General features: G+C 68.9%; 35 protein-coding genes. 34 read left to right on the top strand and 1 reads right to left on the bottom strand.

Annotated elements, in window-relative coordinates; all coding sequences use genetic code 11:
* Nucleotides 1–127 precede the first annotated feature (127 nt).
* From tuf to truA, 34 genes are all read left to right on the top strand, one after another.
* The gene (gene tuf / locus ACNAW0_RS08875; RefSeq protein ID WP_416287247.1) at nt 128–1321 is read left to right on the top strand and encodes an elongation factor Tu; all 1194 of its coding nucleotides are present in this window, start codon (nt 128–130) and stop codon (nt 1319–1321) included.
* 354 nt (nt 1322–1675) lie between these two features.
* Nucleotides 1676–1984: a 30S ribosomal protein S10 gene (gene rpsJ, locus ACNAW0_RS08870; protein ID WP_007073037.1), complete on the top strand. Its 309-nt coding sequence runs from the start codon at nt 1676–1678 to the stop codon at nt 1982–1984.
* A gap of 11 nt (nt 1985–1995) precedes the next feature.
* Nucleotides 1996–2661 carry a 50S ribosomal protein L3 gene (rplC, locus tag ACNAW0_RS08865; protein ID WP_416287246.1) on the top strand — a complete coding sequence of 222 codons (666 nt, stop codon included), beginning with the start codon at nt 1996–1998 and terminating at the stop codon, nt 2659–2661.
* Nucleotides 2658–3308: a 50S ribosomal protein L4 gene (rplD, locus tag ACNAW0_RS08860; protein WP_416287245.1), complete on the top strand. Its 651-nt coding sequence runs from the start codon at nt 2658–2660 to the stop codon at nt 3306–3308. Before rplC ends, rplD begins: the two co-directional genes overlap by 4 nt.
* The gene (rplW, locus tag ACNAW0_RS08855; protein WP_076466668.1) at nt 3305–3607 is read left to right on the top strand and encodes a 50S ribosomal protein L23; all 303 of its coding nucleotides are present in this window, start codon (nt 3305–3307) and stop codon (nt 3605–3607) included. Before rplD ends, rplW begins: the two co-directional genes overlap by 4 nt.
* 12 nt (nt 3608–3619) lie before the next feature.
* Nucleotides 3620–4459, top strand: a complete 840-nt coding sequence (rplB, locus tag ACNAW0_RS08850) for a 50S ribosomal protein L2 (protein WP_416287244.1) — start codon at nt 3620–3622, stop codon at nt 4457–4459.
* A 15-nt stretch (nt 4460–4474) separates the two neighbouring features.
* The gene (rpsS, locus tag ACNAW0_RS08845; RefSeq protein WP_161685909.1) at nt 4475–4756 is read left to right on the top strand and encodes a 30S ribosomal protein S19; all 282 of its coding nucleotides are present in this window, start codon (nt 4475–4477) and stop codon (nt 4754–4756) included.
* A gap of 40 nt (nt 4757–4796) precedes the next feature.
* On the top strand, nt 4797–5252 hold the full coding sequence (gene rplV, locus ACNAW0_RS08840) for a 50S ribosomal protein L22 (protein ID WP_416287243.1): 456 nt from the start codon (nt 4797–4799) through the stop codon (nt 5250–5252).
* Nucleotides 5252–6121, top strand: a complete 870-nt coding sequence (gene rpsC / locus ACNAW0_RS08835; RefSeq protein WP_416287242.1) for a 30S ribosomal protein S3 — start codon at nt 5252–5254, stop codon at nt 6119–6121. The genes rplV and rpsC overlap by 1 nt, the downstream gene beginning before the upstream one ends.
* A 3-nt stretch (nt 6122–6124) precedes the next feature.
* A complete protein-coding gene (gene rplP / locus ACNAW0_RS08830) occupies nt 6125–6550 on the top strand; it encodes a 50S ribosomal protein L16 (protein WP_073834927.1) in 426 nt (141 codons plus the stop codon).
* Nucleotides 6550–6786: a 50S ribosomal protein L29 gene (gene rpmC, locus ACNAW0_RS08825; RefSeq protein WP_007073028.1), complete on the top strand. Its 237-nt coding sequence runs from the start codon at nt 6550–6552 to the stop codon at nt 6784–6786. The genes rplP and rpmC overlap by 1 nt, the downstream gene beginning before the upstream one ends.
* Complete coding sequence (rpsQ, locus tag ACNAW0_RS08820; protein WP_073834926.1) at nt 6783–7061, top strand: 30S ribosomal protein S17; 279 nt, start codon at nt 6783–6785, stop codon at nt 7059–7061. The genes rpmC and rpsQ overlap by 4 nt, the downstream gene beginning before the upstream one ends.
* Nucleotides 7062–7161: 100 nt before the next feature.
* Entirely contained in the window at nt 7162–7530 is a 369-nt protein-coding gene (gene rplN / locus ACNAW0_RS08815) for a 50S ribosomal protein L14 (RefSeq protein ID WP_007073026.1), read from the top strand.
* Nucleotides 7527–7847, top strand: coding sequence for a 50S ribosomal protein L24 (rplX, locus tag ACNAW0_RS08810; protein WP_013288626.1), 321 nt, complete (start codon nt 7527–7529; stop codon nt 7845–7847). The genes rplN and rplX overlap by 4 nt, the downstream gene beginning before the upstream one ends.
* Nucleotides 7847–8416, top strand: a complete 570-nt coding sequence (gene rplE / locus ACNAW0_RS08805) for a 50S ribosomal protein L5 (protein ID WP_357852539.1) — start codon at nt 7847–7849, stop codon at nt 8414–8416. The genes rplX and rplE overlap by 1 nt, the downstream gene beginning before the upstream one ends.
* 1 nt (nt 8417) lies before the next feature.
* Nucleotides 8418–8603, top strand: coding sequence for a type Z 30S ribosomal protein S14 (locus tag ACNAW0_RS08800; protein ID WP_007073023.1), 186 nt, complete (start codon nt 8418–8420; stop codon nt 8601–8603).
* A gap of 98 nt (nt 8604–8701) precedes the next feature.
* Nucleotides 8702–9109 carry a 30S ribosomal protein S8 gene (rpsH, locus tag ACNAW0_RS08795; protein WP_416287241.1) on the top strand — a complete coding sequence of 136 codons (408 nt, stop codon included), beginning with the start codon at nt 8702–8704 and terminating at the stop codon, nt 9107–9109.
* Nucleotides 9110–9125: 16 nt separating this feature from the next.
* Complete coding sequence (gene rplF, locus ACNAW0_RS08790) at nt 9126–9668, top strand: 50S ribosomal protein L6 (protein WP_091198285.1); 543 nt, start codon at nt 9126–9128, stop codon at nt 9666–9668.
* A complete protein-coding gene (gene rplR / locus ACNAW0_RS08785; RefSeq protein ID WP_416287240.1) occupies nt 9665–10054 on the top strand; it encodes a 50S ribosomal protein L18 in 390 nt (129 codons plus the stop codon). Before rplF ends, rplR begins: the two co-directional genes overlap by 4 nt.
* A gap of 33 nt (nt 10055–10087) precedes the next feature.
* On the top strand, nt 10088–10702 hold the full coding sequence (gene rpsE / locus ACNAW0_RS08780) for a 30S ribosomal protein S5 (protein WP_073834922.1): 615 nt from the start codon (nt 10088–10090) through the stop codon (nt 10700–10702).
* Nucleotides 10702–10884 carry a 50S ribosomal protein L30 gene (rpmD, locus tag ACNAW0_RS08775; protein ID WP_013473693.1) on the top strand — a complete coding sequence of 61 codons (183 nt, stop codon included), beginning with the start codon at nt 10702–10704 and terminating at the stop codon, nt 10882–10884. Before rpsE ends, rpmD begins: the two co-directional genes overlap by 1 nt.
* A complete protein-coding gene (gene rplO / locus ACNAW0_RS08770) occupies nt 10884–11327 on the top strand; it encodes a 50S ribosomal protein L15 (RefSeq protein WP_416287239.1) in 444 nt (147 codons plus the stop codon). Before rpmD ends, rplO begins: the two co-directional genes overlap by 1 nt.
* Nucleotides 11328–11563: 236 nt before the next feature.
* Entirely contained in the window at nt 11564–12889 is a 1326-nt protein-coding gene (secY, locus tag ACNAW0_RS08765) for a preprotein translocase subunit SecY (protein WP_416287238.1), read from the top strand.
* Nucleotides 12890–13543: an adenylate kinase gene (locus tag ACNAW0_RS08760; protein WP_416287237.1), complete on the top strand. Its 654-nt coding sequence runs from the start codon at nt 12890–12892 to the stop codon at nt 13541–13543.
* A 92-nt stretch (nt 13544–13635) separates the two neighbouring features.
* Nucleotides 13636–14487, top strand: coding sequence for a type I methionyl aminopeptidase (map, locus tag ACNAW0_RS08755; RefSeq protein WP_416287236.1), 852 nt, complete (start codon nt 13636–13638; stop codon nt 14485–14487).
* 193 nt (nt 14488–14680) lie between these two features.
* Nucleotides 14681–15205, top strand: a complete 525-nt coding sequence (locus ACNAW0_RS08750) for a DUF1707 SHOCT-like domain-containing protein (protein WP_416287235.1) — start codon at nt 14681–14683, stop codon at nt 15203–15205.
* A gap of 260 nt (nt 15206–15465) precedes the next feature.
* Entirely contained in the window at nt 15466–15687 is a 222-nt protein-coding gene (infA, locus tag ACNAW0_RS08745; protein WP_007073013.1) for a translation initiation factor IF-1, read from the top strand.
* 93 nt (nt 15688–15780) lie between these two features.
* The gene (gene rpmJ / locus ACNAW0_RS08740) at nt 15781–15894 is read left to right on the top strand and encodes a 50S ribosomal protein L36 (protein WP_046567181.1); all 114 of its coding nucleotides are present in this window, start codon (nt 15781–15783) and stop codon (nt 15892–15894) included.
* Between the two features lie 264 nt (nt 15895–16158).
* On the top strand, nt 16159–16539 hold the full coding sequence (gene rpsM, locus ACNAW0_RS08735) for a 30S ribosomal protein S13 (protein WP_073834916.1): 381 nt from the start codon (nt 16159–16161) through the stop codon (nt 16537–16539).
* An 18-nt stretch (nt 16540–16557) separates the two neighbouring features.
* Nucleotides 16558–16965 (top strand): 30S ribosomal protein S11, encoded by a 408-nt coding sequence (gene rpsK / locus ACNAW0_RS08730; RefSeq protein WP_416287234.1) that lies wholly within the window; start codon nt 16558–16560, stop codon nt 16963–16965.
* A gap of 14 nt (nt 16966–16979) precedes the next feature.
* Nucleotides 16980–17606 carry a 30S ribosomal protein S4 gene (gene rpsD, locus ACNAW0_RS08725; RefSeq protein WP_416287233.1) on the top strand — a complete coding sequence of 209 codons (627 nt, stop codon included), beginning with the start codon at nt 16980–16982 and terminating at the stop codon, nt 17604–17606.
* A 95-nt stretch (nt 17607–17701) separates the two neighbouring features.
* Entirely contained in the window at nt 17702–18724 is a 1023-nt protein-coding gene (locus ACNAW0_RS08720) for a DNA-directed RNA polymerase subunit alpha (RefSeq protein WP_013735931.1), read from the top strand.
* Nucleotides 18725–18758: 34 nt separating this feature from the next.
* Nucleotides 18759–19310 (top strand): 50S ribosomal protein L17, encoded by a 552-nt coding sequence (gene rplQ / locus ACNAW0_RS08715; RefSeq protein WP_416287232.1) that lies wholly within the window; start codon nt 18759–18761, stop codon nt 19308–19310.
* Nucleotides 19311–19384: 74 nt separating this feature from the next.
* Nucleotides 19385–20218, top strand: coding sequence for a tRNA pseudouridine(38-40) synthase TruA (gene truA / locus ACNAW0_RS08710; RefSeq protein ID WP_416287231.1), 834 nt, complete (start codon nt 19385–19387; stop codon nt 20216–20218).
* Between the two features lie 79 nt (nt 20219–20297).
* Here the strand turns inward: truA and ACNAW0_RS08705 are convergent, their stop codons facing one another.
* Entirely contained in the window at nt 20298–21173 is an 876-nt protein-coding gene (locus ACNAW0_RS08705; protein ID WP_416287230.1) for a hypothetical protein, read from the bottom strand.
* Nucleotides 21174–21595 lie beyond the last annotated feature (422 nt).

Genomic DNA, 21595 nt, shown 5'->3' with positions numbered 1-21595 from the left:
GGCTTCATCGCCGCAGAACCCACAAAGGCTCTCCGGCCGCCAGGCCGGAAAGGCTGTCGACAGAGTCCTAAGCGCCGACCCGGCGCGCCGGGGCGAACGAACCAAGAAAGTCCACAGGAGGACACCAGTGGCGAAGGCGAAGTTCGAGCGGACTAAGCCGCACGTCAACATCGGCACCATTGGTCACATCGACCACGGTAAGACGACGCTGACGGCGGCCATCACCAAGGTCCTGCACGACCGTTACCCGGACCTGAACCCGTACACGCCGTTCGATCAGATCGACAACGCGCCGGAGGAGAAGGCGCGTGGTATCACGATCTCGATCTCGCACGTCGAGTACCAGACCGAGAACCGGCACTACGCGCACGTCGACTGCCCCGGTCACGCCGACTACATCAAGAACATGATCACCGGTGCCGCGCAGATGGACGGCGCGATCCTGGTGGTGGCGGCGACCGACGGCCCGATGCCGCAGACCCGCGAGCACGTGCTGCTGGCCCGCCAGGTCGGCGTGCCGTACATCGTCGTGGCGCTCAACAAGAGCGACATGGTCGACGACGAGGAGCTCCTGGAGCTCGTCGAGCTCGAGGTGCGCGAGCTGCTCTCCTCGCAGGAGTACCCGGGTGACGACCTGCCGGTCGTCCGGGTCTCGGCGCTGAAGGCACTCGAGGGCGACCCGGAGTGGACCGGCAAGCTCCTCGACCTGATGAGCGCCGTCGACACCGCGATCCCGCAGCCGGAGCGCGAGACCGAGAAGCCGTTCCTCATGCCGATCGAGGACGTCTTCACCATCACCGGTCGCGGCACCGTGGTCACCGGTCGCGCGGAGCGCGGCATCCTCAAGCCGAACGAGGAGGTGGAGATCGTCGGCATCCGCGAGAAGTCGATGAAGACCACCTGCACCGGCATCGAGATGTTCCGCAAGCTGCTGGACGAGGCCCGGGCCGGCGAGAACGTGGGTCTGCTCCTCCGCGGTATCAAGCGCGAGGACGTCGAGCGCGGCATGGTTGTCATCAAGCCGGGCACCACGACCCCGCACACGGAGTTCGAGGCGACGGTCTACATCCTCTCCAAGGAGGAGGGTGGCCGCCACACCCCGTTCTTCCAGAACTACCGTCCGCAGTTCTACTTCCGGACCACGGACGTCACCGGCGTTGTCACGCTGCCCGAGGGCACCGAGATGGTCATGCCGGGCGACAACACCTCGATGACCGTCAAGCTGATCCAGCCCATCGCGATGGAGGAGAACCTCAAGTTCGCGATCCGGGAGGGTGGCCGTACGGTCGGCGCGGGTCGCGTCACCAAGATCATCAAGTGAGCTGGGTAACCCCGATTAGCGTCGCCGCCGGTCGTGCGGCATACTAGTCAGGTTGCGTAACGACGGTCAGTCGTCCGCGTCCGGTGCATGCTGGACCTCCGGGTGACCGACGGTCTCGCGTAGGGTGGTTGGTCGCCACTGGCGGTCAACCACCCTCGCGCGGCGTCCAGGTCGCGGCAACGCGATCGGCGCCATGACCCACCGCGTGGTCAGAGAATCGCTTCGGAGTCCCGGGGCGAAGTCTGACCCACGGGCGCGACACGCCCGACCGCGGGGGTCGGCGGAAGTGGGCCTGTGCCAGCCGGTACAGGCGCCCGCAACACAGCGGCATCGAGAGAAGGAACAGAAGCCACCATGGCGGGACAGAAGATCCGCATCCGGCTCAAGGCCTATGACCACGAGGTCGTCGACTCCTCGGCTCGGAAGATCGTCGAGACGGTGACGCGTACCGGGGCGCAGGTCGCTGGCCCGGTGCCGCTGCCCACGGAGATCAACCGTTTCTGCGTTATCCGCTCGCCGCACAAGTACAAGGACTCGCGCGAGCACTTCGAGATGCGTACGCACAAGCGTCTGATCGACATCATCGACCCGACCCCGAAGACGGTCGACTCGCTCATGCGCCTCGACCTGCCGGCTGGCGTCGACATCGAGATCAAGCTGTAGGGACCGGACAAATGGACAGGCAAGTCAAGGGGATCCTGGGCGCAAAGCTCGGCATGACCCAGGTCTGGGACAACAACCGCGTTGTTCCGGTGACCGTGGTTCAGGCCGGCCCGTGCGTCGTGAGCCAGGTTCGTAGCGCCGACAAGGACGGCTACTCCGCGGTCCAGCTGGCGTACGGGGCCATCGACCCGCGCAAGGTCAAGAAGCCGCTCGCCGGGCACTACGCCAAGGCGGAGGTCGCGCCGCGCCGGCACATCGTCGAGCTGCGCACCATCGACGCCGCGGACTACTCGCTGGGCCAGGAGGTCACGGTCGAGGAGTTCCCGGCCGGCACCACCATCGACGTCACCGGCAAGACCAAGGGCAAGGGCTTCGCCGGCGGTATGAAGCGGCACGGCTTCCACGGTCTGCGCGCCAGCCACGGTGTCGAGCGCAAGCACCGCTCGCCGGGCTCCATCGGCGCCTGCGCGACCCCGGGCCGCGTCTTCAAGGGCACCAAGATGGCCGGTCGGATGGGTGGCGTGCGCTACACCGTCCAGAACCTGACCGTCCAGGCGGTCGACACCGAGAACAACCTCCTGCTCGTCCGCGGCGCCATTCCCGGCCCCAAGGGCGCGCTGGTCCTGGTCCGCACCGCGGCCAAGACCAATGCGAAGAAGGGCGGTGTGGCCAAGTGACCACCGTTGACGTCCTCAGCGTCGAAGGCACCAAGAGCGGCTCCGTCGAGCTGCCGGCCGACATCTTCGACGCCCAGGCCAACATCGCGCTGATGCACCAGGTCGTGGTGGCTCAGCTCGCGGCGGCCCGGCAGGGCACGCACAAGACCAAGACCCGCGGCGAGGTCTCCGGTGGAGGCAAGAAGCCGTACAAGCAGAAGGGCACCGGTCGTGCCCGCCAGGGCTCGACCCGCGCGCCGCAGTTCGCCGGCGGTGGCGTGGTCCACGGCCCGGTGCCGCGCGACTACAGCCAGCGCACCCCGAAGAAGATGAAGGCCGCCGCCCTGCGTGGTGCCCTCTCCGACCGGGCCCGCGCCGGCCAGGTGCACGTCATCGAGGGTTTCGTCGCCGGCGAGAAGCCGTCGACCAAGGCCGCGCTGGCCACGCTGGCGAAGCTGACCGACGCCCGGCGCGTCCTGGTCGTGCTGGGCAGCACCGACGAGCTGAACTGGGTGTCGCTGCGCAACGAGCCGCGGGTGCACCTGATCGAGGCCGGCCAGCTCAACACGTACGACGTGCTGGTGGCCGACGACGTGGTCTTCACCAAGGAGGCCCTGGACGAGTTCCTGGGCGTTCCCGCCGAGACCACCGAGGAGGGTGGCAAGTGAGCACGATCGCCGATCCGCGCGACATCATCGTCGCGCCGGTCGTCTCGGAGAAGAGCTACAGCGAGCTGAACCGCAACTGGTACACCTTCCTGGTGCACCCGGACGCGAACAAGACCGAGATCAAGATCGCTATCCAGCAGATCTTCAACGTCCGTGTCCTGACGGTCAACACGCTCAACCGCGAGGGCAAGCGCAAGCGCACCCGCACTGGGTTCGGCAAGCGCAAGGACACCAAGCGGGCGATGGTGAAGCTGGCTGACGGTGACCGTATCGAGGCCTTCGGCGGCCCGGTCAGCTGAGGGGTGTAGACAATGGCTATCCGTAAGTACAAGCCGACGACGCCGGGCCGGCGTGGCTCGAGCGTCGCCGACTTCGCCGAGATCACCCGGTCGACGCCCGAGAAGTCGCTGCTGGCTCCGCTGCCGAAGAAGGGCGGTCGCAACGCCCACGGCCGGATCACCACGCGGCACCACGGTGGCGGCCACAAGCGCCAGTACCGTCTGATCGACTTCAAGCGGGTCGACAAGGACGGCGTGCCGGCGAAGGTCGCCCACATCGAGTACGACCCGAACCGCACCGCGCGGATCGCGCTGCTGCACTACGCCGACGGCGAGAAGCGCTACATCATCGCGCCGAAGGACCTGAAGCAGGGCGACACGGTGGAGTCGGGCGCGGGCGCCGACATCAAGCCGGGTAACAACCTGCCGCTGCGCAACATCCCGGTCGGTACCACGATCCACAGTGTGGAGCTGCGTCCGGGCGGTGGCGCCAAGCTGGCCCGTTCGGCCGGCGTCGGCATCCAGCTGCTCGGCCGTGAGGGCGCGTACGCGACCCTCCGCATGCCGTCCGGCGAGATCCGGCGGGTCGACGTGCGCTGCCGCGCCAGCATCGGCGAGATCGGCAACGCCGACCAGTCGAACATCAACTGGGGTAAGGCCGGCCGGATGCGGTGGAAGGGCAAGCGCCCGACCGTCCGTGGTGTCGCCATGAACCCGGTCGACCACCCGCACGGTGGTGGTGAGGGTAAGACCTCCGGTGGTCGCCACCCGGTCAACCCGCAGGGTAAGCCCGAGGGCCGCACCCGTCGTAAGGGCCAGCCGAGCGACCGGCTGATCGTCCGCCGCCGCTACGCCACCCGCAAGCGCGGCTAACAGGAGAGCTGACAGATGCCTCGCAGCCTGAAGAAGGGCCCGTTCGTCGACGACCACCTGCTCAAGAAGGTGGAAACGCAGAACGACAAGGGCACGAAGAACGTCATCAAGACCTGGTCGCGGCGCTCGACGATCATCCCCGAGATGCTCGGGCACACGATCGCCGTGCACGACGGACGCAAGCACGTCCCCGTGTTCGTGACCGAGGCCATGGTCGGGCACAAGCTCGGCGAGTTCGCGCTGACCCGCACGTTCAAGGGTCACGAGAAGGACGACCGGAAGAGCCGCCGGCGCTGACGCCGCGGGCATACGGATAGAGGAACAAGGGGTTACAGCGATGCCAGGAAAGGGCGACGCTCCGGTGCTTCCGGGCGCGCGGGCGGTTGCGCGGCACGTGCGCATCTCGCCGATGAAGGCGCGCCGGGTGGTCAACCTCGTCCGCGGCCTGCCCGCGAAGGAGGCGCTCACGGTGCTGCAGTTCGCGCCGCAGGCTGCGAGCGAGCAGGTGTACAAGGTGCTCGCGAGCGCGATCGCCAACGCGGAGAACAACGAGCGGCTGGACCCCGATGCGCTGCTCGTCAGCGAGGCGTTCGTCGACGAGGGCCCGACGATGAAGCGGTTCCAGCCGCGGGCGCAGGGCCGGGCGTACCGGATCCGCAAGCGGACCTGTCACATCACAGTGGCGGTCGAGGCGGTCGCGCCGGCCGCGCCGAAGAAGTCGGCGAAGAAGGCCGCGCCGGCCAAGCAGGCCGAGGGCGCCGATGGGCAGAGCACGACGGAAGGTGCCGAGTAATGGGTCAGAAGGTTCACCCCACTGGGTTCCGGCTCGGCATCTCGACCGACTGGAAGTCCCGCTGGTTCGCGGACAAGCTCTACAAGGACTACATCGGCGAGGACGTCAAGATCCGCCGGATGATGTCCAAGGGCCTGGAGCGCGCCGGCATCTCCAAGGTCGACATCGAGCGCACCCGGGACCGGGTCCGCGTCGACATCCACACCGCCCGGCCGGGCATCGTCATCGGCCGTAAGGGTGCGGAGGCCGACCGGATCCGGGGCGAGCTGGAGAAGCTCACCGGCAAGCAGGTCCAGCTGAACATCATCGAGGTGAAGAGCCCCGAGTCGGACGCGCAGCTGGTCGCCCAGGGCGTCGCCGAGCAGCTGTCCAGCCGGGTCAGCTTCCGTAGGGCCATGCGCAAGGCGATGCAGTCCGCGATGAAGAACCCGGTCTGCAAGGGCATCCGGGTGCAGGTCTCGGGCCGCCTCGGCGGCGCCGAGATGAGCCGGACCGAGTTCTACCGCGAGGGCCGGGTTCCGCTGCACACGCTGCGGGCCAACATCGAGTACGGCTTCTTCGAGGCCCGTACCACCTTCGGCCGGATCGGCGTGAAGGTCTGGATCTACAAGGGCGACGCGGTCCCGGGCCGGGAGGCTCCGGCCGAGGCCGGTCCGTCCCGCCCGCGCCGTGAGCGCGGCGACCGCCCTGAGCGGCCGCGCCGTGGCCGGTCGGGTTCGTCCGGCACGACCGCCGGTGGCACCGAGGCCGGCCGCGCTGCCGCGACCACCATCGCGCAGCAGGCCGAGACGCCGAGCGGCGAGTCGGTTGACGCCGGCGCCGTCGCCGCGGCCGTCACTCAGCCGGCAGAAACGCAGCAGGAGGGCTGACAGATGCTGATGCCGCGCAAGCCCCCGAAGGGCTTCCGCAAGCCGCACCACCCGGACCGCCACGGCGCGTCCAAGGGCGGTAACCGGGTGGTGTTCGGCGAGTTCGGGATCCAGGCTCTCGAGCCGGCGTACGTGACCAACCGCCAGATCGAGTCGGCGCGTATCGCGATGACCCGCCACATCAAGCGTGGTGGCAAGGTCTGGATCACGATCTTCCCGGACCAGGCCCTCACCAAGAAGCCGGCGGAAACCCGGATGGGTTCCGGTAAGGGTTCACCCGAGTGGTGGGTCGCCAACGTCAAGCCCGGGCGGGTTCTCTTCGAGATGTCCTTCCCGAACGAGCAGATCGCGCGAGAGGCGATGCGTCGCGCGATCCACAAGCTCCCGATGAAGTGCCGCATTGTTACGCGCGAAGTGGGTGAATCCTGATGGCAGCGGGCGTCAAGGCCTCCGAGCTGCGTGAGCTCTCCGAGGAGGAGCTGGTCACGAAGCTGCGCGAGGCGAAGGCGGAGCTGTTCAACCTCCGCGTGCAGGCCGCAACCGGGCAGCTGGACAACAACCGGCGGCTGCAGGTCATCCGTCGGGAGATCGCCCGGATCTACACGATCATGCGTGAGCGTGAGCTGGGTCTCTCGGCCGCGCCGACTGAGGTGACTGCATCATGAGTGAGAACACCACCACCGCCGCCGCGCGGGCCCGCCGCAAGGTGCGTGAGGGCCTCGTGGTCAGCGACAAGATGGAAAAGACCGTCGTGGTCGAGGTCGAGGACCGAGTCAAGCACGCGCTGTACGGCAAGATCATGCGCCGGACCAGCAAGCTGAAGGTGCACGACGAGCAGAACTCGGCCGGCATCGGCGACCGGGTCCTGATCATGGAGACCCGGCCGCTGTCCGCCACCAAGCGGTGGCGGCTCGTGGAGATCCTCGAGAAGGCCAAGTAGCGAAGGCTCGAGCTCGGCCGGCATCGGTCGGGCGCAGGTTCCGCCAGGCTCCGGCCGCCCGTGAAGGCGGCCGGAGAACCGGCAGACATAGGAGATAGACGTGATTCAGCAGGAGTCGCGACTGCGCGTCGCCGACAACACGGGTGCCCGGGAGATCCTGTGCATCCGGGTTCTCGGTGGCTCCGGTCGGCGCTACGCGAGCATCGGCGACGTCATCGTGGCCACGGTCAAGGACGCGATCCCCGGTGCCGGTGTGAAGAAGGGCGACGTCGTCAAGGCCGTCGTTGTTCGCACCGCCAAGGAGAAGCGGCGGCCGGACGGCTCGTACATCCGCTTCGACGAGAACGCCGCCGTCATCATCAAGGACGGTGGGGACCCGCGCGGTACCCGTATCTTCGGCCCGGTCGGTCGGGAGCTGCGGGACAAGCGGTTCATGAAGATCATCTCTCTCGCGCCGGAGGTGTTGTGACCGTGAAGGTCAAGAAGGGCGACACGGTCGTCGTCATCGCCGGCAAGGACAAGGGTGCCAAGGGCAAGGTCATCGCGGCCTACCCGCGGCAGGACAAGGTCCTGGTCGAGGGCGTGAACCGGGTCAAGAAGCACACCCGCATCAGCACCACCCAGCGTGGCGCCAAGACCGGTGGCATCGTCACCCAGGAGGCCCCGATCCACGTCTCGAACGTGATGGTCCTGGACTCCGACGGCAAGCCGACCCGCGTCGGTTACCGGATCGACGACAACGGCCAGAAGGTCCGCATCGCGCGTAGCACCGGTAAGGACCTGTGATGACCACGGCTACCGAAACCAAGACCATGCCGCGCCTCAAGGAGCGGTACCGCAGCGAGATCGCGGCCGAACTGCAGAAGCAGTACAGCTACGGCAACCCGATGCAGGTGCCGCGGCTGGTCAAGATCGTCGTCAACATGGGTGTCGGCGAGGCCGCCCGGGACGCCAAGTTGATCGATGGCGCCGTCCGCGACCTGGCCACCATCACCGGCCAGAAGCCGCAGGTGCGGCGGGCGACCAAGTCCATCGCGCAGTTCAAGCTCCGTGAGGGCATGCCGATCGGCGCGAAGGTCACCCTGCGGGGCGACCGGATGTGGGAGTTCCTGGACCGGCTGCTGTCCATCGCGCTGCCGCGTATCCGCGACTTCCGTGGCCTCGACGGGCGCAAGCTCGACGGGCACGGCAACTACACGTTCGGTCTGACCGAGCAGTCGGTGTTCCACGAGATCGACCAGGACAAGATCGATCGCCAGCGGGGCATGGACATCACGGTGGTCACGACCGCCACGACCGACGACGAGGGCCGGGCGCTGCTCAAGCTCCTGGGCTTCCCGTTCAAGGAGAACTGAGATGGCCAAGAAGGCGCTGATCCTCAAGGCGGCCGCGAAGCCGAAGTTCTCGGTTCGCGCGTACACCCGCTGCCAGCGGTGCGGGCGTCCGAAGGCGGTCTACCGCAAGTTCGGTCTCTGCCGGGTGTGCATCCGGGAGATGGCCCACCGCGGTGAGCTGCCCGGCGTGTCCAAGGCTTCCTGGTAACTAGCCCGGCGCGCTTCGCGCGTCAGCTGAACTGTCTCTTCGCCGTAGGCCCCGGGCTCCGGCCCGGGGAACCGCGGCGAGAAAGGTTGACGAATTTCATGACGATGACCGACCCGATCGCAGACATGCTCACGCGTCTGCGTAACGCCAACCAGGCGTACCACGACCGGGTGACGATGCCCTACTCGAAGATCAAGGCGAACATCGCCGAGGTCCTCAAGGCCGAGGGTTACATCGCCACCTGGTCGGTCGAGGAGCCCGAGGAGGGCGCCGTCGGCAAGCGACTGGTCGTCGAGCTGAAGTACGGCCAGAACCGGGAGCGGAGCCTGGCCGGCATCAAGCGCGTGTCCAAGCCCGGTCTGCGGGTTTACGCCAAGTCGGACGGGCTCCCGCGGGTGCTCGGCGGGCTGGGCGTGGCGATCATTTCGACGTCCCACGGGCTGCTCACCGACCGGCAGGCCCGCAAGCGGAGCGTTGGCGGGGAAGTCCTCGCCTTCGTCTGGTAACGGGAGACAGGTAGAAATGTCGCGTATTGGACGTAAGTCGATCCCGGTGCCTGCCGGCGTCGACATCACGATCGACGGCCAGACCGTCAAGGTCAAGGGCCCGAAGGGCGAGCTGAGCCACGTGCTGGCCGAGCCGATCACGGCGGAGCGGGGCGAGGACGGCGCGCTGCACGTCAACCGGCCGAACGACGAGCGCAAGGCCAAGGAGCTGCACGGCCTGAGCCGTACGCTGGTGGCCAACATGATCGTCGGGGTGACCGAGGGCTATCGCAAGAGCCTCGAGATCGCCGGCACCGGTTACCGGGTGACCGCCAAGGGCAAGGACCTCGAGTTCGCGCTCGGGTTCTCGCACCCGGTCCTCGTGCCGGCGCCGGACGGCATCACCTTCACGGTGGAGAAGCCGACGCTGTTCCACGTGGCCGGCATCGACAAGCAGCAGGTCGGCGAGGTCGCCGCCAACATCCGGAAGATCCGTCCGCCGGAGCCCTACAAGGGCAAGGGCGTGAAATACCAGGGCGAGGTCATCCGCCGTAAGGCTGGAAAGGCAGGTAAGAAGTGAGCGCCACGCTGCTCAAGCGCCGCCGCGGCGTCGCCGCCAAGCGTGCCGTCGGGCGTGCGCGTCGGCACTTCCGGGTCCGCAAGAACATCAGCGGCACCGCCGAGCGTCCCCGCCTGGTGGTCACCCGTTCGCTGCGGCACATGGTCGCCCAGATCGTGGACGACACCAAGGGGCACACCCTGGCGTCGGCCTCGTCCATGGACGCCTCGCTGCGCGGCGCCGAGGGCGACAAGAGCGCCCTGGCCGGCAAGGTCGGCGCACTGCTCGCCGAGCGCGCCAAGGCCGCCGGCGTCTCGAAGGTCGTCTTCGACCGTGGTGGCAACCGGTACGCGGGGCGGGTCGCCGCGCTTGCCGACGCCGCCCGCGAAGCCGGGCTCGAGTTCTAGAAACCCCGTCACGAGAGAGAAGGAAGGCTGCTGATGCCAGGTCAACAGCGCCGTGGCGGCGGGTCCGGTGGCAACGAGGGTGGTCGCCGCGACAACCGCCGTGAGGGCGGCCGCGGAAACGCGCCCGTCGAGAAGACCCCGCACCTCGAGCGGGTCGTCGCGATCAACCGCGTCGCCAAGGTCGTGAAGGGTGGTCGTCGCTTCAGCTTCACCGCCCTGGTGATCGTCGGCGACGGCGACGGCACCGTCGGCGTGGGCTACGGAAAGGCCAAGGAGGTGCCCGCGGCGATCGCCAAGGGCGTCGAGGAGGCCAAGAAGCACTTCTTCAAGGTGCCGCGGATCGGCGCCTCGATCCCGCACCCGGTGCAGGGCGAGGACGCGGCCGGCGTGGTGCTGCTCAAGCCGGCCTCGGCCGGTACGGGCGTCATCGCCGGCGGTCCGGTGCGTGCCGTCCTGGAGTGCGCGGGCATCCACGACGTGCTCTCCAAGAGCCTCGGCTCGTCCAACCCGATCAACATCGTGCACGCCACGGTGGCGGCCCTGAAGGCGCTCGAGTCGCCGGAGGCGGTCGCGGCCCGTCGTGGTCTGCCGGTCGAGGACGTTGCGCCGGCCGCGATGCTGGCGTCGCGGGCGGGGGTGGCTTCCTGATGGCGCGCCTGAAGGTCACCCAGGTCCGGTCCGAGATCGGGACCAAGAAGAACCAGCGTGACTCGCTGCGTTCGCTCGGTCTCAAGCGGATCAACGACGTGGTGGTCAAGGAGGACCGGCCGGAGATCCGTGGCATGATCTTCACGGTCAACCACCTCGTGAAGGTCGAGGAGGTCGAGTAATGACGATCAAGGTCCACCACCTGCGTCCGGCACCCGGAGCCAAGACCGAGAAGACCCGCGTGGGTCGCGGTGAGGGCTCCAAGGGCAAGACCGCCGGTCGCGGTACCAAGGGTTCCAAGGCCCGGAAGAACATCTCGCCGGCGTTCGAGGGTGGGCAGATGCCCATCCACATGCGCCTGCCGAAAATGAAGGGCTTCCGCAACAAGTTCAAGGTCGTGTTCCAGGTGGTGAACCTGGACCGGCTCGCCGAGCTCTTCCCGAACGGCGGCCAGGTCGGCCCGGTCGAGCTGGTCGAGGCCGGCGCGGTCCGCAAGGGCCAGCCGGTCAAGGTGCTCGGGACCGGCGACCTCGGCGGCGTGGCTCTCCAGGTATCGGCGCACGCGTTCAGCGCGTCGGCGAAGGAGAAGATCACCGCCGCCGGTGGCTCCGTCACCGAGCTGTAAGGGCAGGATTCGTGGCGCCCGCTCAGTTGTCCGCGACTGGGCGGGCGCCATGCTCACCCCGGCGAATGTGCGCCGGGTAACATCAGATTCGTTTTATGTAGCCGGGCACATCTGCCCCGACCGGGATCGGGCTGTTAGAGTCCCTTCCCAGTCATGGATATCGGGCACCGGCCCGGCACCCACCCCACCCCGCCAGGGTTCATCACCGGCGGCCCGCCTCGCGCAGGAGGAAGAAGTTGCTGTCCGCCTTTCTCAGTGCGTTCCGTACGCCTGACCTGCGCAAGAAGCTGCTGTTTACGGTAAGCATCATTGCGATCTACCGGCTCGGCGCTACCCTGCCCAGCCCAGGCGTCTCGTACGGCAACGTGCAGAAGTGCCTCGATCTGGTCCAGAACAGCAGCGGTGTGCTGAACCTGCTGGACCTCTTCTCCGGCGGGGCGCTGCTGCAGCTCTCGGTCTTCGCGCTGGGCATCATGCCCTACATCACCGCGTCGATCATCCTGCAGCTGCTGACGGTGGTCATCCCGCGGCTGGAGCAACTCCGCAAGGAGGGCCAGGCCGGCCAGGCGAAGATCACCCAGTACACCCGCTACCTGACCCTGGGTCTGGGCATCCTGCAGTCCTCGGCGTTCGTGGCGCTGGCCCGCTCCGGGCAGCTGTTCCAGAACCGCTGCGACCAGTTCCCCATCGTTCCCCGCGACACCGGTATCCCGGACTGGCTGACCCTGGGCATCCTGGTCATGACCATGACCGCTGGCACCGGTGTGGTGATGTGGCTCGGTGAGCTGATCACCGACCGCGGCGTCGGCAACGGCATGTCCGTCCTGATCTTCACCTCGATCGCCGCCCGGCTCCCCAGCGAGGGCTGGAAGATCAAGACCACCAAGGGCTGGGGGATGTTCGCCCTGGTGATCATCCTGGTGCTGGTCGTCATCACCCTGGTCACCTTCATCGAGCAGGCCCAGCGCCGGATCCCGGTGCAGTACGCCAAGCGCATGATCGGCCGGCGGATGTACGGCGGCACCTCCACCTACATCCCCCTGAAGGTGAACCAGGCCGGCGTCATCCCCGTCATCTTCGGTTCGTCGCTGCTCTACCTGCCGCAGCTCGCGCTCCAGTTCTTCGACCAGACCAACCCGGGCAAGACCCAGGCCTGGATCCAGAACCACATCGTGAAGGCGAGCGCGCCGGAGCACATCGCGATCTACTTCCTGCTGATCATCTTCTTCACGTACTTCTACGTGTCGATCACGTTCAACCCGACCGAGGTCGCGGACAACATGAAGAAGTACGGCGGCTTCGTGCCGGGCATCCGCCCCGGCAAGCCGACCGCCGAGTACCTCGACTTCATCCTCAGCCGGATCACCCTGCCGGGCGCGACCTACCTGGGCGTCATCGCGATCCTCCCGAACTTCTTCTTCATCTGGCTCGACAGCCAGCAGTTCCAGAACTTCCCGTTCGGCGGCACCGCTGTGCTCATCATGGTCGGCGTCGGTCTGGAGACCGTGAAGCAGATCGAGAGCCAACTCATGCAGCGGAACTACGAAGGGTTCCTGCGGTAGATGCGACTCGTTCTGGTTGGCCCGCCGGGCGCGGGCAAGGGCACACAGGCGGAGTTCATCGCCGCGCACCTCTCGGTGCCGAAGATCTCGACCGGAGACATCTTCCGGGCCAACGTCTCCCAGGGCACTGCCCTGGGGGTCGAGGCCAAGCGGTACATGGACGCCGGCAAGCTGGTCCCGGACGAGGTCACCATCAACATGGTGCGCGACCGGCTCGCCGAGCCGGACGCCAGCGAGGGCTTCCTCCTCGACGGCTTCCCGCGTACCACGCCGCAGGCCGCCGCGCTGGACAAGCTCCTCGCCGACCTCGGCACCGCGCTGGACCTGGTGCTGGAGCTGGTCGTCGACGACGACGAGGTGATCCGGCGGCTCTCCGGCCGGCGTACCTGCCGCGGTTGCGGCAAGATCTGGCACGTCGAGTTCGACGCCACCACCCGGCCCGGCATCTGCGACCGCTGCGGCGGCGAGCTGTTCCAGCGGGACGACGACAAGCCGGAGACGATCGCGGCCCGGCTCCGGGAGTACGCGGAGAAGACCGCGCCGCTGGTCGACTACTACGGCGCCCAGGGCAAGCTGGTCGGCATCGACGCGACCGGGCCGGTGGAGGACGTCACCGTCCGCGCCATCGATGCCCTGCGGTCGTACGGCGGCTGACGTCCCGCCCGGGCTCCGGCGGATAGAGTGCGAACAGCGGGGTACGTCCCGACGTGCCCCGCTGTTCCGCGCAACGAAAGGTAACGCCTCCCATGCGTCGTCCCCAGCTGGACATCCAGCTGAAGACCCCCGATCAGATCGAGATGATGCGGGCCGCCGGTCTGGTGGTCGCCCGCGCGCTGCGTCTGATGCGGGAAGCGGTCGCCTCCGGGGTGAGTACCGCCGATCTTGATGCGATCGCCGAGTCCACCATCCGTGAGGCCGGCGCCGTCCCGTCGTTCAAGGGCTACCACGGCTACCCGGCGTCGATCTGCTCCTCGGTCAACGAGCAGGTGGTGCACGCCATCCCGTCGCCGAAGCAGGTGCTCCGCGAGGGCGACCTGATCTCGATCGACTGCGGCGCGGTGCTGAACGGGTGGCACGGCGACGCGGCCATCACCGTCGGGGTCGGCGAGACCGACCCCGCCCTGCTCAAGATGGCCGCGGCCGCCGAGGACGCGATGTGGGCCGGGATCGCCGCCGCCGCCCGCGGCGCGGCCAGCGGGAAGGGCCGGCTCACCGACATCTCGCACGCGGTGGAACACGCCGTCCGCAAGGCCGGCCGGTACGGCATCGTCGACGGGTACGGCGGGCACGGCATCGGCACCGAGATGCACCAGGACCCGCACGTGCTCAACCACGGCCGCCCCGGCAAGGGTCCCCGGCTGGTGTCGGGCATGGCGCTGGCCATCGAGCCGATGATCACGATGGGCTCGCCGCGCACGGTCGAGCTGGCCGACGGCTGGACGGTGGTGACCCGGGACGGGTCGATGGCGGTGCACGTCGAGCACTCGATGGCCCTGCTGGACGACGGCGTGTGGGTGCTGACCGCCGAGGACGGCGGCAGGGGGCGCCTCGGCGACCTGGTCACCGCCCGTCAGCCGGCGGACTCCCCGGCCGTCTGACCGGCCCGCGTCCGGCCTGGCATGCCCGGCGGTTGATCCGTAGGCGCCGCCCCGCGCCCGCCGACGGCCACGGGGTGCCCCCACCGCCTCGGTCAGCGTCCGACTGAAGCATGCCTTGAGGTCGCGCCGGCCAAGCCGCTCGTTCGGTAATGGCGTTACCGGCAAGTGGCGTGCCGATGTCATGCTTGCCGTCATGGACGGGCAGAGCGGGATGCGGGCGGCCGACGCCGACCGCGAGGCCACGGCGGAGCGGCTCCGGCTGGCGCTGGAGGAGGGCCGGCTCGACCTGCACGAGTACGACGAACGACTGGTCCGGACGTACTCCGCGAAGACGTACGCCGACCTGGACGCGGTGGTGGCCGACCTGCCCGGGCCGACGCCGGCGGAGCGCGCGGCGGTTGTGCCCGCGGCGACGCCGCCGCCCCCGGCCGGCTCGGTGACGGAGGACGCTGGGACGGCTGTCGTGGCGGAGCGCGGCGGCGGGTGGCTGCTCGGGATCTGGATGCCGTGGTTGCGGGTCGCCGGGATCGTCAACGCGATCTGGCTGATCTCCTCGCTCGGGTCCGGGCACGTCGGCTACTACTGGCCGGCCTGGGCGATCGGGCCGTGGGGTGTGCTCCTGCTGCTGCGGACCATGAGCGGCCAGGCCGGCGGGGCGCGCTGGCACCCCACCGGCCGAGACCGCCGAGACCGCCGGGAGCGGCGCCGGGCGCGGTGACCCGAGGCTGTTGTGATCGGTGTCACAGCAAGTCGGCGGGGTGGCGGATTTTCCCGGCGGGCGGGTCGGTCGGTTTGGCGACGACGCGCAGGCGGGCGTACACTTTTGGATCGGCGCACAGCGTCCACTCCGGCATGCCCACCAAGCGCTTCGGTGGGTGCCGGAGCCGCGGCTGGCGCGGGTTCTCTGATCTTGGTCAGTTCACCCGTGTAAGGCGTTGTGGGCCATCCGGAGCAACCGACGTCAGGACAGCGGAGGACATGCCGAAAAAAGACGGAGCCATCGAGATCGAGGGTCGGGTCATCGAGCCCCTGCCGAACGCCATGTTCCGGGTGGAGCTCGCGAACGGTCACAAGGTGCTGGCTCACATCAGCGGCAAGATGCGGCAGCACTACATCCGCATCCTGCCTGAGGACCGGGTCGTCGTCGAACTCTCGCCGTACGACCTGACCCGCGGGCGCATCGTCTACCGCTACAAGTAAGCCTGACGACGGCCGGGACGTCCCCGTGTCCGTCTTCGACGTCCGGCGTCGCGCATCGTCGCGTCTCCGGGCCAGATGGGAAGTAAGGCAACCGTGAAGGTCAAGCCGAGCGTCAAGAGGATCTGCAACAAGTGCCAGGTGATCCGCCGGCACGGCCGGGTCATCGTCATCTGCAGCGACCCGCGCCACAAGCAGCGCCAGGGCTGAGCCGTTCCCGCCGACCGTGACGAGCGGCGGCGGAACAGGCCCGGGTCGCAGATCCCGACAAACACATCATCAGCTCGTCCCAGCCGCGAGCGGTACGCAGTGCGTACCTCCTCGTGGTGGACCCCCGGTCGGAGGCCGGGGCCCGCTCGGGCAGCGACCGATCCCGGTCGCCGGCGCTGATCGCGCCGGAAGGACAGGGCCGGTCGGTAGCGGGGTGGGACGGGTCCACACCTCCGCCACATATCACGAGGAGTACGCCCGCACATGGCACGTCTAGTCGGCGTGGACCTCCCCCGCGAGAAGCGGATGGAGATCGCGCTCACCTACATCTTCGGGGTCGGCCGTACCCGCGCCCTGGAGACGCTCGCCGCCACCGGCATCTCGCCGGACAAGCGCGCTCGGGACCTCACGGATGAGGAGCTGGTCCAGCTCCGTAATCACATCGAGGGCAACTACAAGGTTGAAGGTGACCTGCGCCGCGAGGTCGCCGCTGACATCCGCCGCAAGGTCGAGATCGGCTGCTACGAGGGCATTCGGCACCGCCGGGGCCTGCCCGTGCGTGGCCAGCGGACCAAGACCAACGCGCGGACCCGGAAGGGCCCGAAGCGGACCGTCGCCGGCAAGAAGAAGCCCGGCAAGAAGTAACTAGGAGCGCACAGACTTATGCCACCGAAGGCTCGTGCCGGAGCCGCTGTCAAGAAGGTCCGGCGCAAGGAACGCAAGAACGTCGCCCACGGGCAGGCGCACATCAAGAGCACCTTCAACAACACCATCGTGTCCATCACGGACCCGACCGGTGCCGTCATCTCCTGGGCCTCCTCCGGCCAGGTCGGCTTCAAGGGCTCGCGCAAGTCGACCCCGTTCGCCGCGCAGCTGGCCGCCGAGGCCGCCGCGCGTCGGGCGATGGATCACGGCATGCGCAAGGTTGACGTGTTCGTCAAGGGCCCCGGCTCCGGCCGGGAGACCGCCATCCGTTCGCTGCAGGCCGTCGGGCTGGAGGTCGGGCAGATCTCCGACGTCACCCCGCAGCCGCACAACGGTTGCCGTCCGCCGAAGCGTCGCCGGGTCTGAGAGGTTAGAGAGAGATGGCTCGTTACACCGGTGCTGACTGCCGCCGTTGCCGGCGGGAGAAGATGAAGCTGTTCCTCAAGGGCAGCAAGTGCGATGGTCCGAAGTGCCCGTTCGAGTCCCGGCCGTTCCCGCCCGGGCAGCACGGCCGCGGCCGCACCAAGGAGACGGAGTACCTGCTCCAGCTCCGTGAGAAGCAGAAGGCTCGCCGGGTCTACGGCGTGCTGGAGAAGCAGTTCCGCGGTTACTACGAGGAGGCCGTGGGCAAGCAGGCCAAGACCGGTGAGGTCCTCCTGCAGATCCTCGAGTCGCGGCTGGACAACGTGGTCTACCGGGCCGGCTACGCCAAGTCCCGGGACATGGCCCGTCAGCTGGTCAAGCACGGTCACTTCACGGTGAACGGCAAGAAGGTCGACATCCCGTCGTTCCGGGTCAAGGAGCACGACATCATCGAGGTGCGTGCCAAGAGCAAGGAGCTCACCCCGTTCCTGGTGGCGCAGGGTGAGGCCGGCTCGCGGACCGTTCCGGCGTGGCTGGAGGCCATCCCGAGCCAGATGAAGATCCTCGTGCACTCGCTCCCGGCCCGCCAGGTGATCGACACCCAGGTCCAGGAGCAGCTGATCGTCGAGCTCTACTCGAAGTAAGGGCTCGTTGCGGTGGCCCGCCCTCCGGGCGGGCCACCGGAACAGTTTGTGTCGTGGGCGTCATATGGCGGGCGCCCCGGAAGAGAAGAGAAAAGATGCTCATCAGCCAGCGACCGACCCTCTCCGAGGAGTCGATCAACGAGACGCGGTCCCGGTTCACCATCGAGCCGCTGGAGCCGGGCTTCGGCTACACCCTGGGCAACTCGCTGCGGCGTACGCTGCTGTCGTCCATCCCGGGTGCGGCCGTCACCTCGATCAAGATCGACGGCGTGCTGCACGAGTTCACCACCATCCCCGGCGTCAAGGAGGACGTGGTCGAGCTCGTCATGAACATCAAGGAGCTTTGCGTCAGCTCCGAGCACGACGAGCCGGTCAGCATGTACCTGCGCAAGCAGGGCCCGGGCGACGTGACCGCCGGCGACATCCAGCCCCCGGCCGGTGTCTCGGTGCACAACCCGGACCTGAAGCTCGCCACCCTGAACGGCAAGGGCCGGCTCGACATGGAGCTGACCGTCGAGCGGGGTCGCGGCTATGTCACGGCGGCGCAGAACAAGCAGGCGGGCGCCGAGATCGGCCGGATCCCGGTCGACTCGATCTACTCGCCGGTGCTCAAGGTGACGTACCGCGTCGAGGCGACCCGCGTCGAGCAGCGGACCGACTTCGACCGGCTGATCATCGACGTCGAGACCAAGCCGTCGATGGGCCCGCGTACCGCGCTGGCCTCGGCCGGCTCGACGCTGGTCGAGCTGTTCGGGCTGGCCCGGGAGCTGGACGAGACCGCCGAGGGCATCGACATCGGGCCGTCCCCGCAGGACGCCCAGCTGGCGGCGGACCTGGCTCTGCCGATCGAGGAGCTGGACCTCACCGTCCGCTCCTACAACTGCCTCAAGCGCGAGGGCATCAACTCCGTTGGTGAGCTGATCGGGCGTACCGAGGCGGACCTCCTCGACATCCGGAACTTCGGTCAGAAGTCGATCGACGAGGTCAAGATGAAGCTCGCCGGGATGGGCCTGGGGCTGAAGGACTCGGCTCCGAACTTCGACCCGGCGCACGTCGTGGACGCCTTCGGCGAGGCCGACTACGACACCGACGACTACCGCGAGACCGAGCAGCTCTAAGTCCGGCTGCCGCCACATCTGAGGAGCACCAACAATGCCCACGCCCACCAAGGGCCCCCGCCTCGGCGGCAGCCCCGCGCACGAGCGGCTGATGCTGGCCAACCTGGCCACCTCGCTGTTCCAGCACGGCAAGATCCAGACCACCGAGACGAAGGCCCGGCGGCTGCGTCCGCTGGCCGAGCAGCTGATCACCAAGGCCAAGCGGGGCGACCTCGCCTCGCGTCGGCGGGTGCTGGCCGTCGTCAAGGACAAGGACGTGGTCTACAGCCTGTTCGACCAGATCGCGCCCCGGTACGCCAACCGCAACGGTGGCTACACCCGGATCGTGAAGACCGGCCCGCGCAAGGGTGACGCCGCTCCGATGGCGATCATCGAGCTGGTGGAGGAGCTTCAGGTCGCCGAGCCGAAGGCGAACAAGAAGACCGCCGCCCGCAAGGCCGCGCAGCAGGACAAGGTCGAGGCCCTGGCCCCGGCCGAGGAGACCCCGGCCCCGGCCGACCAGGACTCCGAGCCGCCGGTGCACGCCTCCGGTGACACCGTGCAGGCGCGCGAGGACGACGACGAGGCCAACGAGAACAAGGCCTGAGCAGAGTCACCATCGTCGGGCCCGGCACCCCTGTCTGGGGTGCCGGGCCCGACGGCGTCAACGGGAGGTACGAGGTGGACGAGCGGACCCGGCTGCGGCTGGACGTCTCGTACGACGGCACCGACTTCTCCGGCTGGGCCGCTCAGCCCACCCGGCGTACCGTCGCCGGGGTGCTCGTCGAGGCGCTGGACCTGGTCCTCGGCGCGGGCACCGCGACCGGGCTGACCGTGGCCGGCCGGACCGACGCCGGAGTGCACGCCACCGGTCAGGTCTGCCACGTCGACCTGCCGGCCGAGGTCTGGCGGCAGCACGAGGGCAGGCTGCTGCGCCGGCTGGCCCGGCTGCTCCCGACCGACGTGCGGGTACGCGCGATGGCCGAGGTGCCCGCCGACTTCGACGCCCGCTTCTCGGCCACCTTCCGCCGCTACGAGTACCGGGTAACCGACGCCCCCTGGGGCGCCGAGCCGCTGCGCCGGAAGGACACGCTGGCCTGGCCGAGGCCGCTCGACCTGGCAGCGCTGAACGCCGCGGCGGCCGGCCTGGTGGGGGAGCACGACTTCGCCGCGTACTGCCGGCGTAAGGAGAACGCCACCACGCTGCGCGAGGTGACCCGGCTGGACTGGCGGCGGGATCCGGACGGGATCCTGGTCGCCACGGTGCAGGCCGACGCGTTCTGCCAGAACATGGTGCGCAGCCTGGTCGGCGCGATGCTGGTCGCCGGGGACGGTCGCCGGCCCGTCGGCTGGCCGGCCGGCCTGCTGACCCGCCGGGAACGGTCCAGCGAGGTCACCGTGGCCCCGGCGCACGGGCTGGCCCTGGTTGAGGTCGGCTACCCGGCGGACCCCGCCGAGTACGCCCGCCGCGCCGCCCTCACCCGCCGGCTCCGCGTACCGGTCGCCGAGGGCTGACCGCGCACCACCGGCACGAGCGCCGACAGCGGCCAGCCTGACCGCGAGGGCCGCCGTCGGGGTTGCGCTCGCGGTGCGGTCAGTTCCCGGACGATCTCCGGCCGCTGGTGCTGGACTGGTTGGTGGTGCCGTCCGTCGGGCTCGCGGTGGGCTGGTTGGTCACCCCGCCGTTCGCCCGCCGCTCCAGCACGCTGCGGTTCAGGTAGGCCTCGATCATGTCGTAGAGGATGTCGCGGCTCTTGGCATCGGTGGAGCTGATCCGTTCCCCGTCGGCCCGGGTGACCAGGCAGTAGGCGAGGTAGTGGCCGCGTACCTGCCAGCCGACCCGGGCGGCCGCCGTGGCCACGGTCTCGGTGTCGTCGCCGGCCGCCATGCCCTGGAAGCGGCCCTGCCGCTCATCGAGTATCTGCCGGAGCTGATCCCGGGCCCGCTGGGCGCTGGCCGCGTCCGTCAGGTTGAACAGCCCGGCGGTGAGCAGGTGATCGCCGTCGGGGGAGCGGAGCGTGGCCCGGACCACCTGGTTGCAGCCGAGCCGGGCCAGCAGGTCGCTGACCTCGCCGGTCGCCGCTACCCCGCAGTTGGCGCTGGCCTGCGTTTTGAGCACCCGGTAGGCGGGCCGGCCGTCGCTGACTGCCAGCCCCTTGCCGGGGAAGACCTCCTTGGCGGTGAGCGCCAGCTGGTCGGTGTCCCGGGAGTCGAGGTCCCTCGCGCCGGCCGTGGCCGACTGCTCGACCACGGGCTGGTCGCTCGGCTGGGCGGCCGGCGGCGTCTTGGTCTGGTTCTGCAGCAGGGTGGCTACGGCCAACCCGCAGAGGGCGAGCAGCACCAGCACGGCGGCACCGCCGATCAGCACCTGCCAGGCCCGACCGCCGCCGCGCCGGCCATCGACGGGGTGGGACCCGGACGGAGCCACTGGCTCGGCCGGCGGGAGGACCGGGTTCGGGGGCGCCGACACCGGGAGTGGTGCGGCAGCGACCGGGGGCGGTGCGGCAGCGACTGGGGGCGGCGCATCGGGCATCGGAGGCGGTGCCGGAAGGTTGGTTCGGGGCGCGGCCGGGGCGGCCGGCGGTCGGAGCGGCGCCGGGGTGACGGCGGCGGCCGGCCGGGTGCGCCGGACCGGCGGTGGCAGCGACGGGGTGGGGAAACGGGACGGTGAGGGGCCCGCAGACGGAGGCTCCGGTGCACCGGGCGCGGAGGGGTCCGACCCGGGCCTCGGGTAATCCAGGAAGGCGTCCTCATCAGACTCGTACCGATACACCATGTGGGTTACAGTAGGACCGATTGTCCCTTTAGAGGGTAATTTCGGGAAATTCCGGCGGAGTGGCGTGCCGGAGCCACCCGTCGGCACCGTCGCCGGCCTCATCGCGGGGCGGTGCG

Source organism: Micromonospora sp. SL1-18, from assembly GCF_047921505.1.
Classification (GTDB): Bacteria; Actinomycetota; Actinomycetes; order Mycobacteriales; family Micromonosporaceae; genus Micromonospora.
Note: the sequence above shows the minus strand (reverse complement) of the source record. Positions and strands in the feature narration are given on the sequence as shown.